Annotated in this window: 15 protein-coding genes; 13 read left to right on the forward strand and 2 right to left on the reverse strand. The window is 63.0% G+C overall.

The genetic code is table 11. The annotated features are described in order from the left end of the window. The first annotated feature begins 80 nt into the window (after positions 1 to 80). The 10 genes from eno (at position 81) to FJ490_RS06290 (ending at position 10,157) form a co-directional block, all read left to right on the forward strand. Complete coding sequence (eno, locus tag FJ490_RS06245) at positions 81 to 1,355, forward strand: phosphopyruvate hydratase (RefSeq protein WP_140501342.1); 1,275 nt, start codon at positions 81 to 83, stop codon at positions 1,353 to 1,355. Between the two features lie 157 nt (positions 1,356 to 1,512). Continuing rightward, positions 1,513 to 1,836 carry a septum formation initiator family protein gene (locus tag FJ490_RS06250; protein ID WP_140501344.1) on the forward strand — a complete coding sequence of 108 codons (324 nt, stop codon included), beginning with the start codon at positions 1,513 to 1,515 and terminating at the stop codon, positions 1,834 to 1,836. A 214-nt stretch (positions 1,837 to 2,050) separates the two neighbouring features. Then, positions 2,051 to 3,088, forward strand: coding sequence for a pyruvate dehydrogenase (acetyl-transferring) E1 component subunit alpha (pdhA, locus tag FJ490_RS06255; RefSeq protein ID WP_140501346.1), 1,038 nt, complete (start codon positions 2,051 to 2,053; stop codon positions 3,086 to 3,088). A 15-nt stretch (positions 3,089 to 3,103) separates the two neighbouring features. Next, entirely contained in the window at positions 3,104 to 4,495 is a 1,392-nt protein-coding gene (locus tag FJ490_RS06260; protein ID WP_140501348.1) for a pyruvate dehydrogenase complex E1 component subunit beta, read from the forward strand. An 18-nt stretch (positions 4,496 to 4,513) separates the two neighbouring features. Beyond that, positions 4,514 to 5,908, forward strand: a complete 1,395-nt coding sequence (locus FJ490_RS06265) for a pyruvate dehydrogenase complex dihydrolipoamide acetyltransferase (protein ID WP_140527989.1) — start codon at positions 4,514 to 4,516, stop codon at positions 5,906 to 5,908. 123 nt (positions 5,909 to 6,031) lie between these two features. Continuing rightward, entirely contained in the window at positions 6,032 to 6,667 is a 636-nt protein-coding gene (locus tag FJ490_RS06270; protein ID WP_140729131.1) for an SGNH/GDSL hydrolase family protein, read from the forward strand. Positions 6,668 to 6,682: 15 nt separating this feature from the next. Continuing rightward, positions 6,683 to 8,128, forward strand: coding sequence for a dihydrolipoyl dehydrogenase (gene lpdA / locus FJ490_RS06275; protein WP_140584651.1), 1,446 nt, complete (start codon positions 6,683 to 6,685; stop codon positions 8,126 to 8,128). 99 nt (positions 8,129 to 8,227) lie between these two features. Further along, entirely contained in the window at positions 8,228 to 8,485 is a 258-nt protein-coding gene (locus FJ490_RS06280; protein WP_140498561.1) for a GlsB/YeaQ/YmgE family stress response membrane protein, read from the forward strand. A gap of 135 nt (positions 8,486 to 8,620) precedes the next feature. Next, positions 8,621 to 9,586 (forward strand): lipoyl synthase, encoded by a 966-nt coding sequence (lipA, locus tag FJ490_RS06285; RefSeq protein ID WP_140729132.1) that lies wholly within the window; start codon positions 8,621 to 8,623, stop codon positions 9,584 to 9,586. Between the two features lie 115 nt (positions 9,587 to 9,701). Beyond that, positions 9,702 to 10,157 (forward strand): type II toxin-antitoxin system RatA family toxin, encoded by a 456-nt coding sequence (locus FJ490_RS06290; RefSeq protein WP_140515423.1) that lies wholly within the window; start codon positions 9,702 to 9,704, stop codon positions 10,155 to 10,157. Here the strand turns inward: FJ490_RS06290 and FJ490_RS06295 are convergent. Together FJ490_RS06295 and FJ490_RS06300 are read right to left on the reverse strand one after the other, a co-directional pair. Continuing rightward, complete coding sequence (locus FJ490_RS06295) at positions 10,136 to 10,642, reverse strand: CinA family protein (RefSeq protein WP_140729133.1); 507 nt, start codon at positions 10,640 to 10,642, stop codon at positions 10,136 to 10,138. The genes FJ490_RS06290 and FJ490_RS06295 overlap by 22 nt on opposite strands. Next, the gene (locus FJ490_RS06300; RefSeq protein ID WP_140664481.1) at positions 10,639 to 11,868 is read right to left on the reverse strand and encodes a bifunctional 2-C-methyl-D-erythritol 4-phosphate cytidylyltransferase/2-C-methyl-D-erythritol 2,4-cyclodiphosphate synthase; all 1,230 of its coding nucleotides are present in this window, start codon (positions 11,866 to 11,868) and stop codon (positions 10,639 to 10,641) included. Before FJ490_RS06300 ends, FJ490_RS06295 begins: the two co-directional genes overlap by 4 nt. Before the next feature lie 239 nt (positions 11,869 to 12,107). On the opposite strand from FJ490_RS06300, the gene dusB reads away from it, so the two are divergent. The 3 genes from dusB to ntrC are packed head-to-tail and all read left to right on the forward strand — an operon-like array spanning position 12,108 to position 15,726. After that, a complete protein-coding gene (dusB, locus tag FJ490_RS06305; RefSeq protein WP_140664479.1) occupies positions 12,108 to 13,130 on the forward strand; it encodes a tRNA dihydrouridine synthase DusB in 1,023 nt (340 codons plus the stop codon). After that, positions 13,127 to 14,269: a nitrogen regulation protein NR(II) gene (locus FJ490_RS06310; RefSeq protein WP_140658221.1), complete on the forward strand. Its 1,143-nt coding sequence runs from the start codon at positions 13,127 to 13,129 to the stop codon at positions 14,267 to 14,269. Before dusB ends, FJ490_RS06310 begins: the two co-directional genes overlap by 4 nt. After that, a complete protein-coding gene (ntrC, locus tag FJ490_RS06315) occupies positions 14,266 to 15,726 on the forward strand; it encodes a nitrogen regulation protein NR(I) (protein WP_140498568.1) in 1,461 nt (486 codons plus the stop codon). The genes FJ490_RS06310 and ntrC overlap by 4 nt, the downstream gene beginning before the upstream one ends. The last annotated feature ends 41 nt before the right edge of the window (positions 15,727 to 15,767 follow it).

Raw genomic sequence — 15,767 nt, forward strand, 5'->3', positions numbered from 1 at the left:
TGGCGGTGGCCCGATTGCCTTTTGCGCCGCTTTGGCTAAGACGGGCGCGACGTTTCGTCAGATCAATCGGGGACATCGCAATGACCGCCATCATCGACATTGTCGGGCGTGAAATCCTGGACAGCCGTGGAAATCCGACCGTCGAGGTCGATGTCGTGCTCGAAGACGGTTCGATGGGCCGCGCGGCCGTGCCGTCTGGAGCTTCCACCGGCGCGCATGAAGCCGTCGAACTGCGCGACGGCGGCGCCCGCTATCTCGGCAAGGGCGTGCTGCGGGCCGTCGAGGCGGTCAACGGCGAACTGTTCGAGGCAATCGGCGGCATGGAAGCCGAAAACCAGATCCACATCGACCAGACCATGATCGAACTCGACGGCACGCCCAACAAGAGCCGGCTCGGCGCCAACGCTATTCTCGGCGTGTCGCTGGCGGTGGCCAAGGCCGCGGCCGAAGCCGCCGGCCTGCCGCTCTATCGTTATGTCGGCGGCACCAAGGCGCATCTGCTGCCGGTACCCATGATGAACATCATCAATGGCGGCGCCCATGCCGACAACCCGATCGATTTCCAGGAATTCATGATCCTGCCGGTCGGTGCGCCAACGCTGCGCGAAGGCGTGCGCTGGGGTTCTGAGGTCTTCCACACGCTGAGGAAGAAGCTGAAGGACGCCGGCCACAACACCAATGTCGGCGACGAAGGCGGCTTTGCCCCGAACCTGAAGAGCGCGCCGGTGGCGCTCGATTTCATCATGGAGTCGATCGAGCAGGCCGGCTTCAAGCCGGGCGAGGAGATTGCGCTCGGCCTCGATTGCGCTGCGACGGAATTCTTCAAGGACGGCAACTACGTCTATGAAGGCGAGAAGAAGACACGCGATCCGAAGGCGCAGGCGAAATACCTGGCCAAGCTCGCCGCCGATTATCCGATCATTTCGATCGAGGACGGCCTTGCCGAGGATGACTGGGAAGGCTGGAAATATCTGACCGACCTGATCGGCAAGAAGACGCAGCTCGTCGGCGATGATCTCTTCGTCACCAATACGGCGCGCCTGCGCGATGGCATCCGCATGGGGGTCGCCAATTCGATCCTGGTCAAGGTCAACCAGATCGGATCGCTGACCGAGACGCTCGATGCCGTCGAGACCGCGCACAAGGCCGGCTACACCGCCGTCATGTCGCATCGCTCGGGCGAGACCGAGGATTCGACCATCGCCGACCTCGCCGTCGCCACCAATTGCGGGCAGATCAAGACCGGATCGCTGTCGCGTTCCGACCGCATGGCCAAATACAACCAGCTCATCCGCATCGAGGAAGAACTCGGCAAGCAGGCGCGCTACGCCGGCAAGTCGATGTTGAAGGGCTGAGCCGGAGCATCTGACACAGGGATGGCGGTGAGGGGCGGGAATTCCCGCCCTTTTTCGTTGGAGCGCCTGTGGACGCGTCATCCGTAACCGTCCGTTAAGCACAATGGAGCGAAAAAGACCGTGGTCGCCCGAGTTCGCGACTGCGAGGGAACGGACGATGTGGACGCGTCAGCACAAACAGAGAAACACCGGCCGGCTGATTATCCCCTCGCTCTGCGCGGTGTTCCTGGCCTATTTCGGCTTTCATGCCTATCACGGCGAGTTCGGCATCAATTCGAAATACCAGCTGGAGGCCGAGACTGTTGCCCTGCAGGCCCAGCTCGATGCGATCAAGGCGCGCAGGATGGAGCTGGAACGGCGCGTCAAGCTGATGCACGACGGCACGCTGGAGAAGGACATGCTCGACGAGCAGGCGCGTAAGGCGCTGAATTTGTCCCAGGCCGACGAAATCACCATCATGTTGCCGGTCTCGGCAAAGTAACCAATATCAGGTTAATCACCAATATTTTCAATGATTCTAATTGCTTAGTCGCATGCCAGCTATGCAATTTCGACATGGCGGAACACGTTCTCACGTGTTAGCCTCCCCAAAATCAGTGGGGAGAGCTGATCTCCCCTGAGCAGATTTCATCTTGCTCGAGCAGATTTCATCTTGCTCGAAATGTCCGCGAAGAGACGCCAACAGGGAGTGATGCATGGCAACCGCAGCCAGGAAAGCGCCTGCCAAATCGAAATCCGACGGCAAATCGGGCCTTTCCGCGCCCAAACCAGTGGAATTCACCAAGGACGAGGAGCTTGCCGCCTACCGGCACATGCTGCTTATTCGCCGTTTCGAGGAAAAGGCCGGCCAGCTTTACGGGATGGGCTTCATCGGCGGCTTCTGCCATCTCTACATCGGCCAGGAAGCGGTCGTCACCGGTATGAAGATGGCGCTGATCGACGGTGACCAGATGATCACGGCCTACCGCGACCACGGTCATATGTTGGCGATGGAACTGTCGCCGCGTGGCGTCATGGCCGAACTGACCGGCCGCCGAGGCGGCCTGTCGAAGGGCAAGGGCGGCTCCATGCACATGTTCTCCAAGGAGAAGCATTTCTACGGTGGCCACGGCATCGTCGGCGCCCAGGTGTCGCTCGGCACGGGCCTGGCCTTTGCCAACCGCTATCGCAGCAACAACAATGTCACGCTGACCTATTTCGGCGACGGGGCCGCCAACCAGGGCCAGGTCTACGAAAGCTTCAACATGGCTTCGCTGTGGAAGCTGCCGGTGATCTACATCATCGAGAACAACCGCTATGCCATGGGCACCTCGGTATCGCGCTCCTCGGCGGAGACCGACTTCTCGAATCGCGGCGCCTCGTTCAAGATTCCCGGCATCCAGGTCGACGGCATGGACGTGCGTGCTGTCAAGGCCGCCGGCGATCTCGCCACCGAATGGTGCCGTGCCGGCAATGGGCCGCTGATCCTCGAAATGCAGACCTACCGCTATCGGGGCCATTCGATGTCCGACCCGGCGAAATACCGCTCCAAGGAAGAAGTGCAGAAGATGCGCTCCGAGCATGACCCGATCGAGCAGGTCAAAGCGCGGCTGATCCAGAAGAAGTGGGCAAGCGAGGACGAATTGAAGACCATCGACAAGGAGGTTCGTGACGTCGTCGCCGATGCCGCCGAGTTTGCCCAGCACGACGCCGAGCCGGATCCGTCCGAGCTCTGGACCGACATCGTATTGTAACGGGAGGGCAAGGACATGCCGATCGAAATTCTCATGCCGGCCCTTTCGCCGACCATGGAAGAGGGCAATCTTTCCAAGTGGTTGAAGAACGAGGGCGACAAGGTCGTCGCCGGCGACGTCATCGCCGAGATCGAAACCGACAAGGCGACGATGGAAGTCGAAGCTGTCGATGAGGGCACGCTTGCCAAGATCGTGGTTCCCGCAGGCACCGAAGGCGTCAAGGTCAACGCGGTGATCGCCGTGCTGGCTGTCGATGGCGAAGACGTCGACAAGGCCGGCGAAGGCATCGGTGAAGAACCCGCCAAGACTGAGGCAAAGGCGCCGACACCGGCACCCGCTGCGGCCAAGAGCGAGGCAGCGGCGCCTGTGGCGGCCGCGCCGAAGACGGAAGTCGCCGCCGATCCTGACATACCCGCCGGGACCGAGATGGTCTCGACCACGGTGCGCGAAGCGCTGCGCGATGCGATGGCGGAGGAAATGCGCCGCGACGGCGATGTCTTCGTCATGGGCGAGGAAGTTGCCGAGTACCAGGGCGCCTACAAGATCACCCAAGGCCTGCTGCAGGAGTTCGGACCGCGTCGCGTCGTCGACACGCCGATCACCGAGCACGGCTTTGCCGGCGTCGGGGTCGGTGCGGCGATGGCTGGGCTGAAGCCGATCGTCGAATTCATGACCTTCAACTTCGCCATGCAGGCGATCGACCAGATCGTCAACTCGGCCGCCAAGACGCTCTACATGTCCGGCGGACAGATGGGCGCGCCGATCGTCTTCCGCGGGCCGAACGGCGCGGCGGCTCGCGTCGCCGCCCAGCATTCTCAGTGCTACGCCGCCTGGTACAGCCACATACCAGGCCTGAAGGTGGTGATGCCTTATACCGCCGCCGACGCCAAGGGACTGCTCAAGGCGGCGATCCGCGATCCGAACCCGGTCATCTTCCTCGAAAACGAAATCCTCTACGGCCAGTCCTTCGACGTGCCGAAGCTGGACGACTTCGTGCTGCCGATCGGCAAGGCGCGCATCCACAAATCAGGCAAGGACGTCACCATCGTCTCCTTCGGCATTGGCATGACCTATGCGGTCAAGGCCGAAGCGGAACTGCGCGGCATGGGCATCGACGCGGAGATTATCGATCTCAGGACCATCCGTCCGCTCGACTTCGACACCATCATCGCCTCGGTGAAGAAGACCAACCGGCTGGTCGTGGTGGAAGAAGGCTTCCCGCAGAACTCGGTCGGCGACCATGTCGCCAACCAGGTGTCGCAGCGAGCCTTCGATTTCCTCGACGCGCCGGTCATCACCATTGCCGGCAAGGACGTGCCGATGCCCTATGCGGCCAATCTCGAAAAGCTGGCTTTGCCGAATGTCGGCGAGGTCATCGAGGCCGTCAAAGCCGTCTCATATCGCTGAACCGGGCGGGAGGACACAATGCCAATCAACATCACCATGCCGGCCCTCTCGCCCACCATGGAAGAGGGCAATCTGTCGAAGTGGCTCGTGAAGGAGGGCGACAAGGTTTCGCCCGGCGATGTCATTGCCGAGATCGAGACCGACAAGGCGACGATGGAAGTCGAAGCCGTCGATGAGGGCACGGTGGCGAAACTGGTCGTTCCCGCCGGCACCGAAGGCGTCAAGGTCAATGCGCTGATCGCCGTGCTTGCCGCCGAGGGTGAGGAGGCAAGTGCCGCCGCGAAAAGCGGTGGCGATGCCGCACCGGCGAAAGCGGAGCCTCCCAAGGCTGAGACATCGAAGACCGAGACTCCCACCTCTCCGTCCGATGGGGGAGGTCGCGCCGCGGATGAACCCACCGCCGCGCCCCCCACCCCGGCCGGAAGGCCTGCCGACCCTCCCCACAAGGGGGAGGGTGAAGGGCGCACCTTTGCTTCGCCGCTCGCGCGCCGTATTGCCAAAGAGGCGGGCGTCGATGTGTCTGCCGTGACCGGCACCGGCCCGCATGGCCGGGTGGTGAGGGCCGATGTCGATGCCGCCATAGCCGGCGGCGGCGCCAAGGCGGCACCCGCTGCCAAAGCTCCGGCTGGCGCGCCGGCCGCTGCTCCCGCGCCGGTAAAGGCGATGTCGGACGATCAGGTGCTGAAGCTGTTCGAGGAAGGCTCCTATGAACTCGTCCCGCACGACAATATGCGCAAAACCATCGCGCGGCGGCTGGTCGAGGCCAAGACCACCATCCCGCATTTCTACCTGACGCTCGACTGCGAGCTCGATGCGCTGCTTTCGCTGCGCACGCAGCTCAATGCGGCCGCACCGGTAAAGAAGACCGACAAGGGCGAGGCGCCCGCCTACAAGCTGTCGGTCAACGACATGGTGATCAAGGCGATGGCCATGGCCCTGAAAGCGGTGCCGGATGCCAATGCCTCGTGGACCGAAAGCGCCATGGTCAAGCACAGGCATGCCGATGTCGGCGTCGCCGTGTCGATCCCCGGCGGTCTGATCACGCCGATTATCCGCAAGGCGGACGAAAAGACGCTGTCGGTGATCTCCAACGAGATGAAGGACCTGGCCAGCCGCGCGCGCAGCCGCAAGCTGAAGCCGGAGGAATATCAAGGCGGCACCACGGCGGTGTCGAACCTTGGCATGTTCGGCATCAAGGATTTCGCCGCCGTCATCAACCCGCCGCATGCGACGATCCTGGCGGTGGGTGCCGGCGAGGAGCGGGCGGTGGTCAAGAACGGCGAGATCAGAATCGCCACCGTGATGTCGGTGACGCTGTCGACCGACCATCGCGCCGTCGACGGAGCGCTTGGCGCCGAACTGCTGGTCGCCTTCAAGAAGCTGATCGAGAACCCGATGGGCATGCTGGTGTAGGAAGAACAAGGCGGTGCGGAAATTCTTCACCGGCCTCTTCGCCGGCGGCTTGGAGGCGCAGGAATTCGCCGTCGTCACCAACGCCGAGGAAGAATACTCCCTCGCAAGGGCGGGTTGAGCAAGATGAAGACGGTTCTTTGCTACGGCGACTCACTGACCTGGGGCTACAATGCCGAGGGTGGCCGTCATGCGCTCGAGGATCGCTGGCCAAGCGTGCTGCAGACCGGACTAGGTGACGGCGTGCATGTCATTGCCGAGGGGCTGAATGGCCGCACAACGGCGTTCGACGATCACCTGGCAGGCGCCGACCGCAATGGCGCAAGAACGCTGCCGACGGTGCTGGCCACGCATGCGCCGATCGACGTCATCGTCATCATGCTCGGCGCCAACGACATGAAGCCCTGGATCCACGGCAATCCCGTTGCGGCCAAACAAGGCATCCAGCGCCTGATCGACATCGTGCGCGGCCACGACTATCCGTTCGACTGGCCGCCGCCGCAGATCCTCATTGTCTCGCCGCCTCTCGTCAGTCGCACCGAAGATGCCGAGTTCAAGGCGATGTTTGCCGGCGGTGACGATGCCTCCAAAGAGCTTGCGCCGCAATATTCCGCGCTTGCCGATGAGGCTGGCTGCGGCTTCTTCGATGCCGGCACTGTGGCCAAGACCACGCCGCTCGACGGCGTCCATCTCGATGCCGAAAATACGCGAAAGATCGGCGAGGCGTTGACGCCGCTCGTGCGCGTCATGCTGGAATTGTGATTGAAGGAGAAAACCGTGGCTGAGAACTACGACGTCATCATCATCGGCTCCGGTCCCGGCGGCTATGTCACGGCAGTGCGTTCCGCGCAGCTCGGTTTCAAGACGGCGATCGTCGAGCGCGAGCATCTCGGCGGCATCTGCCTGAACTGGGGCTGCATTCCGACCAAGGCGTTGCTGCGTTCGGCTGAGATCATGCACTATTCGGATCATCTGAAGGACTATGGACTGAAGCTCGACGGCAAGGTCAGCGTCGACACGTCGGCCGTCGTCGACCGCTCGCGCAAGGTTTCGCTGCGGCTCAATGGCGGCGTCGCCTTCCTGATGAAGAAGAACAAGGTCGACGTCATCTGGGGCGAGGCCAAGCTGACAAAACCGGGCGAGATCGTCGTCTCCAAGACGGCCAAGAAGCCGATGGAGCCGCAGCCGCCGGTGCCGAAAGGCGTCAAGGGCGAGGGCACCTACACCGCCAAGCACATCATACTGGCGACCGGCGCCCGGCCGCGGGCGCTGCCGGGCATCGAGCCGGACGGCAAGCTGATCTGGACCTATTTCGAGGCCATGGTGCCCAAGGAAATGCCGAAGTCGCTGCTGGTGATGGGTTCGGGCGCCATCGGCATCGAATTCGCCTCGTTCTACCGCACCATGGGCGCCGACGTGACCGTCGTCGAGCTGCTGCCGGCCGTGATGCCGGTCGAGGACGCCGAGGTGTCGAAATTCGCCCAGAAGCAGTTCGAGAAGCAGGGCATGAAAATCATTCTCGAAGCCAAGGTAACCAAGGTCGAGAAAAGCGCCAATTCAATCACCGCGCATGTCGAGATGAAGGACGGCAAGGTGGAGAAGATCACGGCCGATCGCATGATCTCGGCCGTCGGCGTGCAAGGCAATATCGAGGGCCTCGGCCTGGAAACGCTTGGCGTGAAGACGGAGCGCGGCTGCGTCGTCGTCGACGGCTACGGTAAGACCAATGTGTCCGGCATCTACGCCATCGGCGATGTCGCCGGCCCGCCGATGCTCGCCCACAAGGCCGAGCATGAAGGCGTCGTCTGCGTCGAGAAGATCGCCAATTTCCCCGGCGTGCACGCCACCGATAAGCTGAAGATCCCTGGCTGCACCTATTGCAATCCGCAGGTCGCCTCGGTCGGCCTGACAGAAGCGAAAGCCAAGGCCGAGGGCAAGGATGTCAGGGTCGGCCGCTTCCAGTTCGCCGCCAATGGCAAGGCCATCGCGCTCGGCGAGGACCAGGGCTTCATCAAGACCATCTTCGACAAGAACACCGGCCAACTGCTTGGCGCCCACATGGTGGGCGCCGAAGTGACCGAACTGATCCAGGGTTTTGTCGTTGCGATGAACCTCGAGACGACCGAGGAAGAACTGATGCACACGATCTTCCCGCACCCGACGCTGTCGGAGATGATGAAGGAAAGCGTGCTCGACGCCTATGGCCGTGCGTTGAACGCATGATAGATTGGCCGCACGAGACTCAGACGCGAAAGCCGCAGGAGCTCGACGGCAAGTTAGTTCGTTTCCGGATGCGTTTTTTCTCAAGCAAGGAGAGGGCATATGGACGTGAATGGCGTGGGCTGGATCGCAGCCATCATCATCGGCGGCCTGGCGGGCTGGTTTGCCGAAATGGTCATGAAGAGCAATACCGGCGTCTTGATGAACATCATCTTAGGTATTGCCGGCGCAGTGGTGCTGAACGCGATCCTGCGAGCCTTGAACATCGGCGTATTTGGCGTCGGCTGGACCGCCTACCTGATCACCGGTTTCATCGGCGCCTGCCTGCTGATCTGGGCCGGGCGTCTGGTGCGCCGTTAGTCGGTATCGTTTCCGCCATGCGAAAACGGTTGTGGCGGCATGTACCGCCGCAGCCTTTTTCTTTGTGCTGAAAAGTCCTAGATGACGTGTAAGTGACGATCGCCGGCGGCGATCGCAAAGAAAACCAGGGTTCCGATGGTCACCGTCCTCGACACGATCGCCAATGCGCCGCGGCTGCGGCATCCGGAGAAGGCGCACAAGCCCGACCAGGACGTGCTGCGCAAGCCTGACTGGATCCGCGTCAAGGCGCCTGTGTCGAAAGGCTATGCCGAAACCCGCGAGATCGTGAAATCGCACAAGCTGGTGACGGTCTGCGAGGAGGCCGGCTGCCCGAACATCGGCGAGTGCTGGGACAAGAAGCACGCCACCTTCATGATCATGGGCGAGATCTGCACACGTGCCTGCGCCTTCTGCAACGTTGCCACCGGCATCCCGACCGCGCTCGACCCGGACGAGCCGGCACGGGTCGCCCACGCGGTCAAGCAGATGGGCCTCAGCCACGTCGTCATCACCTCTGTCGACCGCGACGACCTCGCTGATGGCGGCGCGCAGCATTTCGCCGACGTCATCCGTGCGATCCGCGCAGCGACGCCCTCGACCACGATCGAGATCCTGACGCCTGATTTCCTACGCAAGGACGGCGCCCTGGAGATCGTCGTGGCCGCCAAGCCGGACGTGTTCAATCACAATTTGGAAACCGTGCCGTCGAACTACCTGACGGTCCGGCCAGGCGCCCGCTATTTCCATTCGATCAGGCTGTTGCAGCGGGTAAAGGAGCTCGACCCTTCGATCTTTACCAAGTCCGGCATCATGGTTGGACTGGGCGAGGAGCGGAACGAAATCCTGCAGCTGATGGACGATCTGCGTTCAGCCAATGTCGACTTCATGACCATCGGCCAGTATCTGCAGCCATCGAAAAAGCACCACCCGGTGATCCGCTTCGTCACCCCGGAGGAGTTCAAGTCCTTCGAGACGATCGGGAAGACCAAGGGCTTCCTGCTGGTGGCGTCGAGCCCGCTGACCCGCTCCTCGCACCATGCCGGCGACGACTTCGCCAGGCTGCGCGCCGCGCGCGAAGCGCAGCTCGAGAAATCGCTCTGATGCATGTCGCCCAAAAGTGACCTCGGGTTTTGGGAGAACGACATGCACGAAAACAAAGACTCTAAAGCGCGTCGCATGAGTCTGTGTCGACGCGACGCGCTTTAGAGCCGGGTTCATGCCGAAATTCGAAGCCACCCGCCGCGTTTCCCACACGCCGGAACAGATGTTCGCCTTGGTCGCCGACATCGAAGCTTATCCGCAATTCCTGCCGCTTTGCGAGGCACTGACGGTGCGCTCGCGCAAGGAGCGTGACGGGCGCACTATCCTCGTCGCCGATATGAGCATCGGCTACAAGGCGATCCGCGAGACCTTCACGACGCAGGTGCTGCTAAAGCCCGACGAGCGTGCGATCGACGTCAAGTACATCGACGGTCCGTTCAAATATCTGACCAATGTCTGGCGATTCGACCCTGCCGACGGCGGCTGCGCGGTCTGCTTCTTCATCGACTACGAGTTCAAGAGCCGCATTCTGGGCGCCCTGATGGGCACGATGTTCGACCGTGCCTTCCGCATGTTCTCCGAAGCCTTCGAAAAGCGTGCTGATGTCATCTACGGTGCAAGACCGGCGTGAGCATGCCCAAGCGCGTGCAATCCCAGCTTGAGTGCATGGCTGACGGTCTCCTGGCGAATGAAATCACGGCCTTCATCGGCGAACAGCACGCGCTCGGCCGTCACCGGCCGGCCGCTTAGGCCAATCCCGAACCAGACCAGGCCGACCGGTTTTTCCGGCGAGCCGCCGCCCGGTCCGGCAATGCCGGTAACGGCGAGGCTGAGCCCGGCGCGGGAGCGCGCCAGCGCGCCGGTTGCCATTTCGATCGCTGTCTCGCGTGAAACCGCGCCATGAGCCTCCAGCGTGGCGGCGGAAACCCCGAGCATGTCCATCTTGGCTTCATTGGAATAGGTGATGAAGCCGCGATCGACCACGGCGGAAGAGCCGGCGATATCGGTCAGCGCGGCGATGATCATGCCGCCGGTGCAGCTTTCCGCCGTCGCAAGCATAATGCCGCGCTTCTGGCAGGCTTGCAGCAATGCATTTGCCAGTTCGCTGTTGCTCATTCCGGCACCTCGCCGGGAAACACCACGCTCGCCGTGGCGATCGCCGCAATGCCTTCCTCGCGGCCGACGAAACCGAGCTTCTCGTTGGTTGTCGCCTTGATGGAGATACGGTCGGCAGAGATGGCCAGCACCTGCGACAGGGCAGCCGTCATCGCCTCGCGATGTGGGCCGACGCGTGGCGCCTCGCAGATCAGCGTGATGTCGGCATTGGCGATGCGGCCGCCGCGCGCGCGCACCAGCTTTGCCGCATGTTCCACGAATATCCGGGAGGCAGTACCCTTCCACTGCGGGTCGGAGGGTGGGAAATGCGTGCCGATATCGCCGGCGCCGCAGGTCGCCAGCAGCGCATCGGTAAGGGCATGGAGCCCGACATCGGCGTCGGAATGGCCGGACAGTTTCTTGTCATGCGGGATGGCGATGCCGCACAGCGTGACGTGGTCGCCGGGCTCGAACGCGTGGACGTCGTAGCCATTGCCGGTTCTGATATCGGGAAAGCGCATGCGCTCGCTGGAAAGTCGTTGGTCCGCCATGGCGATGTCCCGTGCCCAGGTGAGTTTGACGTTGTCCGGCGAGCCGGGAACGAGTTTGACCGGCATCTGCATCCACTCGGCGATCGCGGCGTCGTCGGTAAAGTCGGTTTTGCCGCTGTTATAGGCTTCCTCATGCATGGCCATAATCGCCAGGAATGGGAAACCCTGCGGCGTTTGCGCTGCGTGAAGCCCGCTCCGGGAAACCGTTTCGGCGACCATCCCGGCGGTGGATTCGCGTTTCAGCGTGTCGGCGACGGGCAACGCCGGGAGCGCGCCCTCGCGCTCGCCGATGGCTGCGATCGTGCGGTCGATCAGGTCCGCGTCGACGAAGGGGCGCGCCGCGTCGTGGATGAGAACCTTGTCCGGTGCGTGGCTTCTCAACGCCTGCAGTCCGAGTCGAACCGAGTCTTGCCTGGTGGGGCCACCCGCAATTGCCGTGACGCGATTGGAGTGTGCGCCGACGGCATGTCGAAAAAGTTCGTGATCCTCGGCGTGTATTGCCACGACGAGCGGGCCGATACGCGGATGCGCCAGGAAAATATCGATGACGTGGGCGATGACGGCGCGACCGCCGATCTGCTGATATTGCTTCGGGCCATCGGCCTGTCCGGCACGCGCGCCGCGGCCGGCCGCAACAATAACCACCGCGACCTTGCCGTTGGCCTCCAAAGCCTGATTTTCGCTCGCGTCAGTCATGCCGATTGGCTTAGCGCACGATCCCCAAAAGTGTAATCGGTTTTCGGAGAGATTGTAGGCCGAACAGGAAGCCCTAAAACGTCCATTGCGTGTTCGTGCAAGGCGCGGCGCTTTGCTCGGGACTGCAGCCGAGCTCGGCATTTCCCAATTGCGCCGTAATGTGGCGTCATTCCGCGTTGCACATTGCGGCCGATATGGCTAGAGAATGTGCAGCAAATGAACATGCTTGGTTTTTGTGCATGCTTGACCTGACCAAATTGACCGCACCTCTCGACGTCGGCGGCGTGAGTATCCGCAATCGCGTGTTCCTCGCGCCGATGTCGGGAATTACCGACGAGCCGTTCCGGCGACGCGCCCATGCGCATGGCGCCGGCCTGGTCGTATCCGAAATGGTGGCAAGCGGCGAGCTCGCCAAAGGCAGGGCCGGATGCGACCTGCGCATACGTCATTCGGGCCTGCCCGTCCATATGGTGCAGCTTGCCGGCCGCGAGGCGGCACACATGGCCGAAGGCGCGCGCATCGCCGCCGGCGAGGGCGCCGACGTCATCGACATCAATATGGGTTGCCCCGCCAAGAAGGTGACCGGTGGCTATGCCGGCTCGGCACTGATGCAGGACCTCGATCATGCACTGTCGCTGGTCGACGCCGTGGTGGGAGCGGTCGGCGTGCCGGTGACGCTGAAGATGCGGCTCGGCTGGGACGAGAATGCGCTCAACGCGCCCGACCTGGCGCGCCGTGCCGAGCAGGCGGGCGTCAAGATGGTGACGGTGCACGGCCGTACGCGCTGCCAGTTCTATCAGGGCAATGCTGATTGGCGTGCCATAGCCCGCGTCAAGGCTGCCGTGTCGATCCCGGTCGTCGCCAATGGCGATGTGTCTTCGCCTGCGCAAGCAGCCGCTGTTCTGGAGCAATCCGGCGCCGATGCGGTGATGGTGGGCCGCGCCCACTACGGCGCGCCCTGGGTCGCCGGAACCATCGCGGCCGCGGCGGCAGGCGAGCTTGCCCGGCTACCGGAAAGCGCTGCGGAACTGACCGACTACATCATTGCCCACTACGAGGACATGCTGGCGCTCTACGGCGTCGAAAGCGGCCTGCGCCAGGCGCGCAAGCACCTCGGCTGGTATCTGGACCGCCATGCCGGCGCCCTTGCCGGCGAAAGGCGCAAGGCCATTCTCACGTCTTTCGACCCCGCGCGGACGATTATCTTGCTTCGCGACGTGTTTTCGGCCGCCGAGCAAGCACCCAGGCGGAGCGCCGCATGAACGCCTCCGTCGGCCAGGGCCCGGAAATGGCGGATGCCGCCCAGATCGTGCTCAACACCATCCGCCGTCCGGTCATCATGATCAGCCCGGAGGGGTTCATCACCTTCGCCAATGCCGATGCGGAGGACTTCTTCCGCTCGAGCGCGACGATGCTCGCCCGCAACACGCTGTCAAAGCTCATTCCCTTCGGCAGCCCGTTGCTGACGCTGGTCGACCAGGTGCGCGAGCGCCGGGCCCCCGTCAACGAGTACCGGGTCGACGTGTCGTCTCCGCGTCTCGGCATCGAGAAGGTGGTCGATCTCTATGTCGCCCCGGTGCCGGAGTTTCCAGGCTCCGTCGTGGTGATGTTCCAGGAACGGTCGATGGCCGACAAGATCGACCGGCAGATGACGCACCGCGGCGCGGCGCGCTCGGTGACCGGTCTGGCGGCGATGCTGGCTCACGAGATCAAGAACCCGCTCTCCGGCATCAGGGGCGCTGCCCAGCTGCTTGAACTGTCCGCTTCAGACGAAGATCGCGCGCTGACGCGGCTGATCACCGACGAGACCGATCGCATCGTGTCGCTGGTCGATCGCATGGAGGTGTTTTCCGACGAGCGGCCGATCGACCGCTATCCCGTCAACATCCATGTCGTGCTCGACCATGTGAAGGCGATCGCCAAGAACGGTTTTGCGAAAAAAATCAAGATATTGGAGGACTATGATCCTTCATTGCCTCCGGTCTTCGCCAACCGCGACCAACTCATCCAGGTGTTCCTAAACCTGGTCAAGAACGCCGCCGAGGCGATCGGCGGCGATCCCCAAGGTGAAATCGTCCTGTCGACGGCCTTCCGGCCGGGCATTCGCGTTTCGGTTCCAGGCACTCAGGATCGCGTGTCGCTGCCGCTCGAGTTCTGCGTGCGCGACAACGGTTCCGGCGTCTCGGAGGATATCCTGCCGATCCTGTTCGATCCCTTCATCACCACCAAGCCGAACGGCTCGGGACTGGGCCTCGCGCTGGTGGCCAAGATCGTCGGCGAGCATGGCGGCATCATCGAATGCGAATCGACGCCGCGCGCGACAATGTTCCGCATCCTGATGCCGGCCTGGAAGGAAACGGCGCTCGGCACCGATGAAGACGCTGAAGGAGACCGCAAATGACCGTTCGCGGCAATATTCTCGTCGCCGACGACGATGCGGCGATCCGTACGGTCCTCAACCAGGCCCTTTCGCGTGTCGGCCATGAGGTGCGCGTGACCTCCAATGCCTCGACGCTGTGGCGCTGGGTGGCGGCGGGCGAGGGCGATCTCGTCATCACCGACGTGGTGATGCCGGACGAGAACGCATTCGACATGCTGCCGCGCATCAAGAAAGCTCGGCCGGAGCTGCCCGTCATCGTCATGAGCGCCCAGAATACGTTCATGACGGCGATCCGTGCCTCCGAGACCGGCGCCTACGAATATCTGCCGAAGCCGTTCGATCTCACCGAGCTCCTCAACATCGTCAACCGGGCGCTGTCGGAGCCGCGGCGCCCCAAGATCGACGCGCGGCCAGAAGAGCAGCCCGAGACGATGCCGCTGGTCGGCCGCTCGGCCGCCATGCAGGACATCTATCGCATGCTGGCGCGCATGATGCAGACCGACCTGACGGTGATGATTTCGGGCGAATCGGGCACCGGCAAGGAGCTGGTGGCGCGTGCGCTGCACGAATATGGCCGCCGCCGTGGCGGCCCTTTCGTTGCCATCAACATGGCGGCCATCCCGCGCGACCTGATCGAATCGGAACTGTTCGGCCATGAGAAGGGCGCCTTCACCGGTGCGCAGAACCGCTCAACCGGCCGCTTCGAACAGGCCGAAGGTGGCACGCTGTTCCTTGACGAGATCGGCGACATGCCGATGGAAGCGCAGACGCGCCTGCTGCGCGTGCTTCAGCAGGGCGAATACACGACCGTCGGCGGCCGCACGCCGATCAAGACCGACGTGCGCATCGTCGCCGCCACCAACAAGGATTTGCGCACGCTGATCAACCAGGGGCTCTTCCGCGAGGATCTTTTCTATCGCCTCAATGTCGTGCCCCTCAGGCTCCCGGCACTGCGCGAGCGCTCCGAGGACGTGCCGGACCTCGTCCGGCACTTCTTCAAGCTCGGCGAGATGGAGGGTCTCCAGACCAAGCGTATCTCGTCGGGCGGCATCGAATTGATGAAGCGCTATCCCTGGCCGGGCAATGTGCGCGAACTGGAAAACCTGGTCCGCAGGCTCGCCGCGCTCTATTCACAGGACGAGATTTCCTCCGAGATCATCGAGGCGGAACTCAAGACCGGCGAGCGTCCCGTGGTGCCGGGCGGCGGCAACCTCATTCCCGACGACCTGTCCATCGGCCAGGCGGTCGAGCATTTCCTGCAGCGCTATTTCACCTCGTTTGCCGGCGAATTGCCGCCTGCCGGCCTCTACCAGCGCATTCTCTCGGAGGTCGAATATCCGCTGGTGCTGGCCTCGATGACCGCGACGCGCGGCAACCAGATCAAAGCCGCGGAACTGCTGGGGCTGAACCGCAACACGCTGCGCAAGAAGATTCGCGAACTCGGCGTCAACGTCTACAAATCGTCACGCCAGGCCTGAGCCGGGATAGAGCCGAAGCGCTTTTTCCGGGGGACTGTCCG

This window comes from Mesorhizobium sp. B2-5-11, assembly GCF_006440835.1.
Lineage (GTDB): Bacteria > Pseudomonadota > Alphaproteobacteria > Rhizobiales > Rhizobiaceae > Mesorhizobium.

Excerpts from the sequence above, each read along its gene's own strand:
- eno (WP_140501342.1), top strand. The coding sequence starts at position 81 with ATGACCGCCATCATCGACATTGTCGGGCGTGAAATCCTGGACAGCCGT.
- FJ490_RS06250 (WP_140501344.1), top strand. The coding sequence starts at position 1,513 with ATGTGGACGCGTCAGCACAAACAGAGAAACACCGGCCGGCTGATTATC.
- pdhA (WP_140501346.1), top strand. The coding sequence starts at position 2,051 with ATGGCAACCGCAGCCAGGAAAGCGCCTGCCAAATCGAAATCCGACGGC.
- FJ490_RS06260 (WP_140501348.1), top strand. The coding sequence starts at position 3,104 with ATGCCGATCGAAATTCTCATGCCGGCCCTTTCGCCGACCATGGAAGAG.
- FJ490_RS06265 (WP_140527989.1), top strand. The coding sequence starts at position 4,514 with ATGCCAATCAACATCACCATGCCGGCCCTCTCGCCCACCATGGAAGAG.
- FJ490_RS06270 (WP_140729131.1), top strand. The coding sequence starts at position 6,032 with ATGAAGACGGTTCTTTGCTACGGCGACTCACTGACCTGGGGCTACAAT.
- FJ490_RS06280 (WP_140498561.1), top strand. The coding sequence starts at position 8,228 with ATGGACGTGAATGGCGTGGGCTGGATCGCAGCCATCATCATCGGCGGC.
- lipA (WP_140729132.1), top strand. The coding sequence starts at position 8,621 with ATGGTCACCGTCCTCGACACGATCGCCAATGCGCCGCGGCTGCGGCAT.
- FJ490_RS06290 (WP_140515423.1), top strand. The coding sequence starts at position 9,702 with ATGCCGAAATTCGAAGCCACCCGCCGCGTTTCCCACACGCCGGAACAG.
- FJ490_RS06295 (WP_140729133.1), bottom strand. The coding sequence starts at position 10,642 with ATGAGCAACAGCGAACTGGCAAATGCATTGCTGCAAGCCTGCCAGAAG.
- FJ490_RS06300 (WP_140664481.1), bottom strand. The coding sequence starts at position 11,868 with ATGACTGACGCGAGCGAAAATCAGGCTTTGGAGGCCAACGGCAAGGTC.
- dusB (WP_140664479.1), top strand. The coding sequence starts at position 12,108 with ATGCTTGACCTGACCAAATTGACCGCACCTCTCGACGTCGGCGGCGTG.
- FJ490_RS06310 (WP_140658221.1), top strand. The coding sequence starts at position 13,127 with ATGAACGCCTCCGTCGGCCAGGGCCCGGAAATGGCGGATGCCGCCCAG.
- ntrC (WP_140498568.1), top strand. The coding sequence starts at position 14,266 with ATGACCGTTCGCGGCAATATTCTCGTCGCCGACGACGATGCGGCGATC.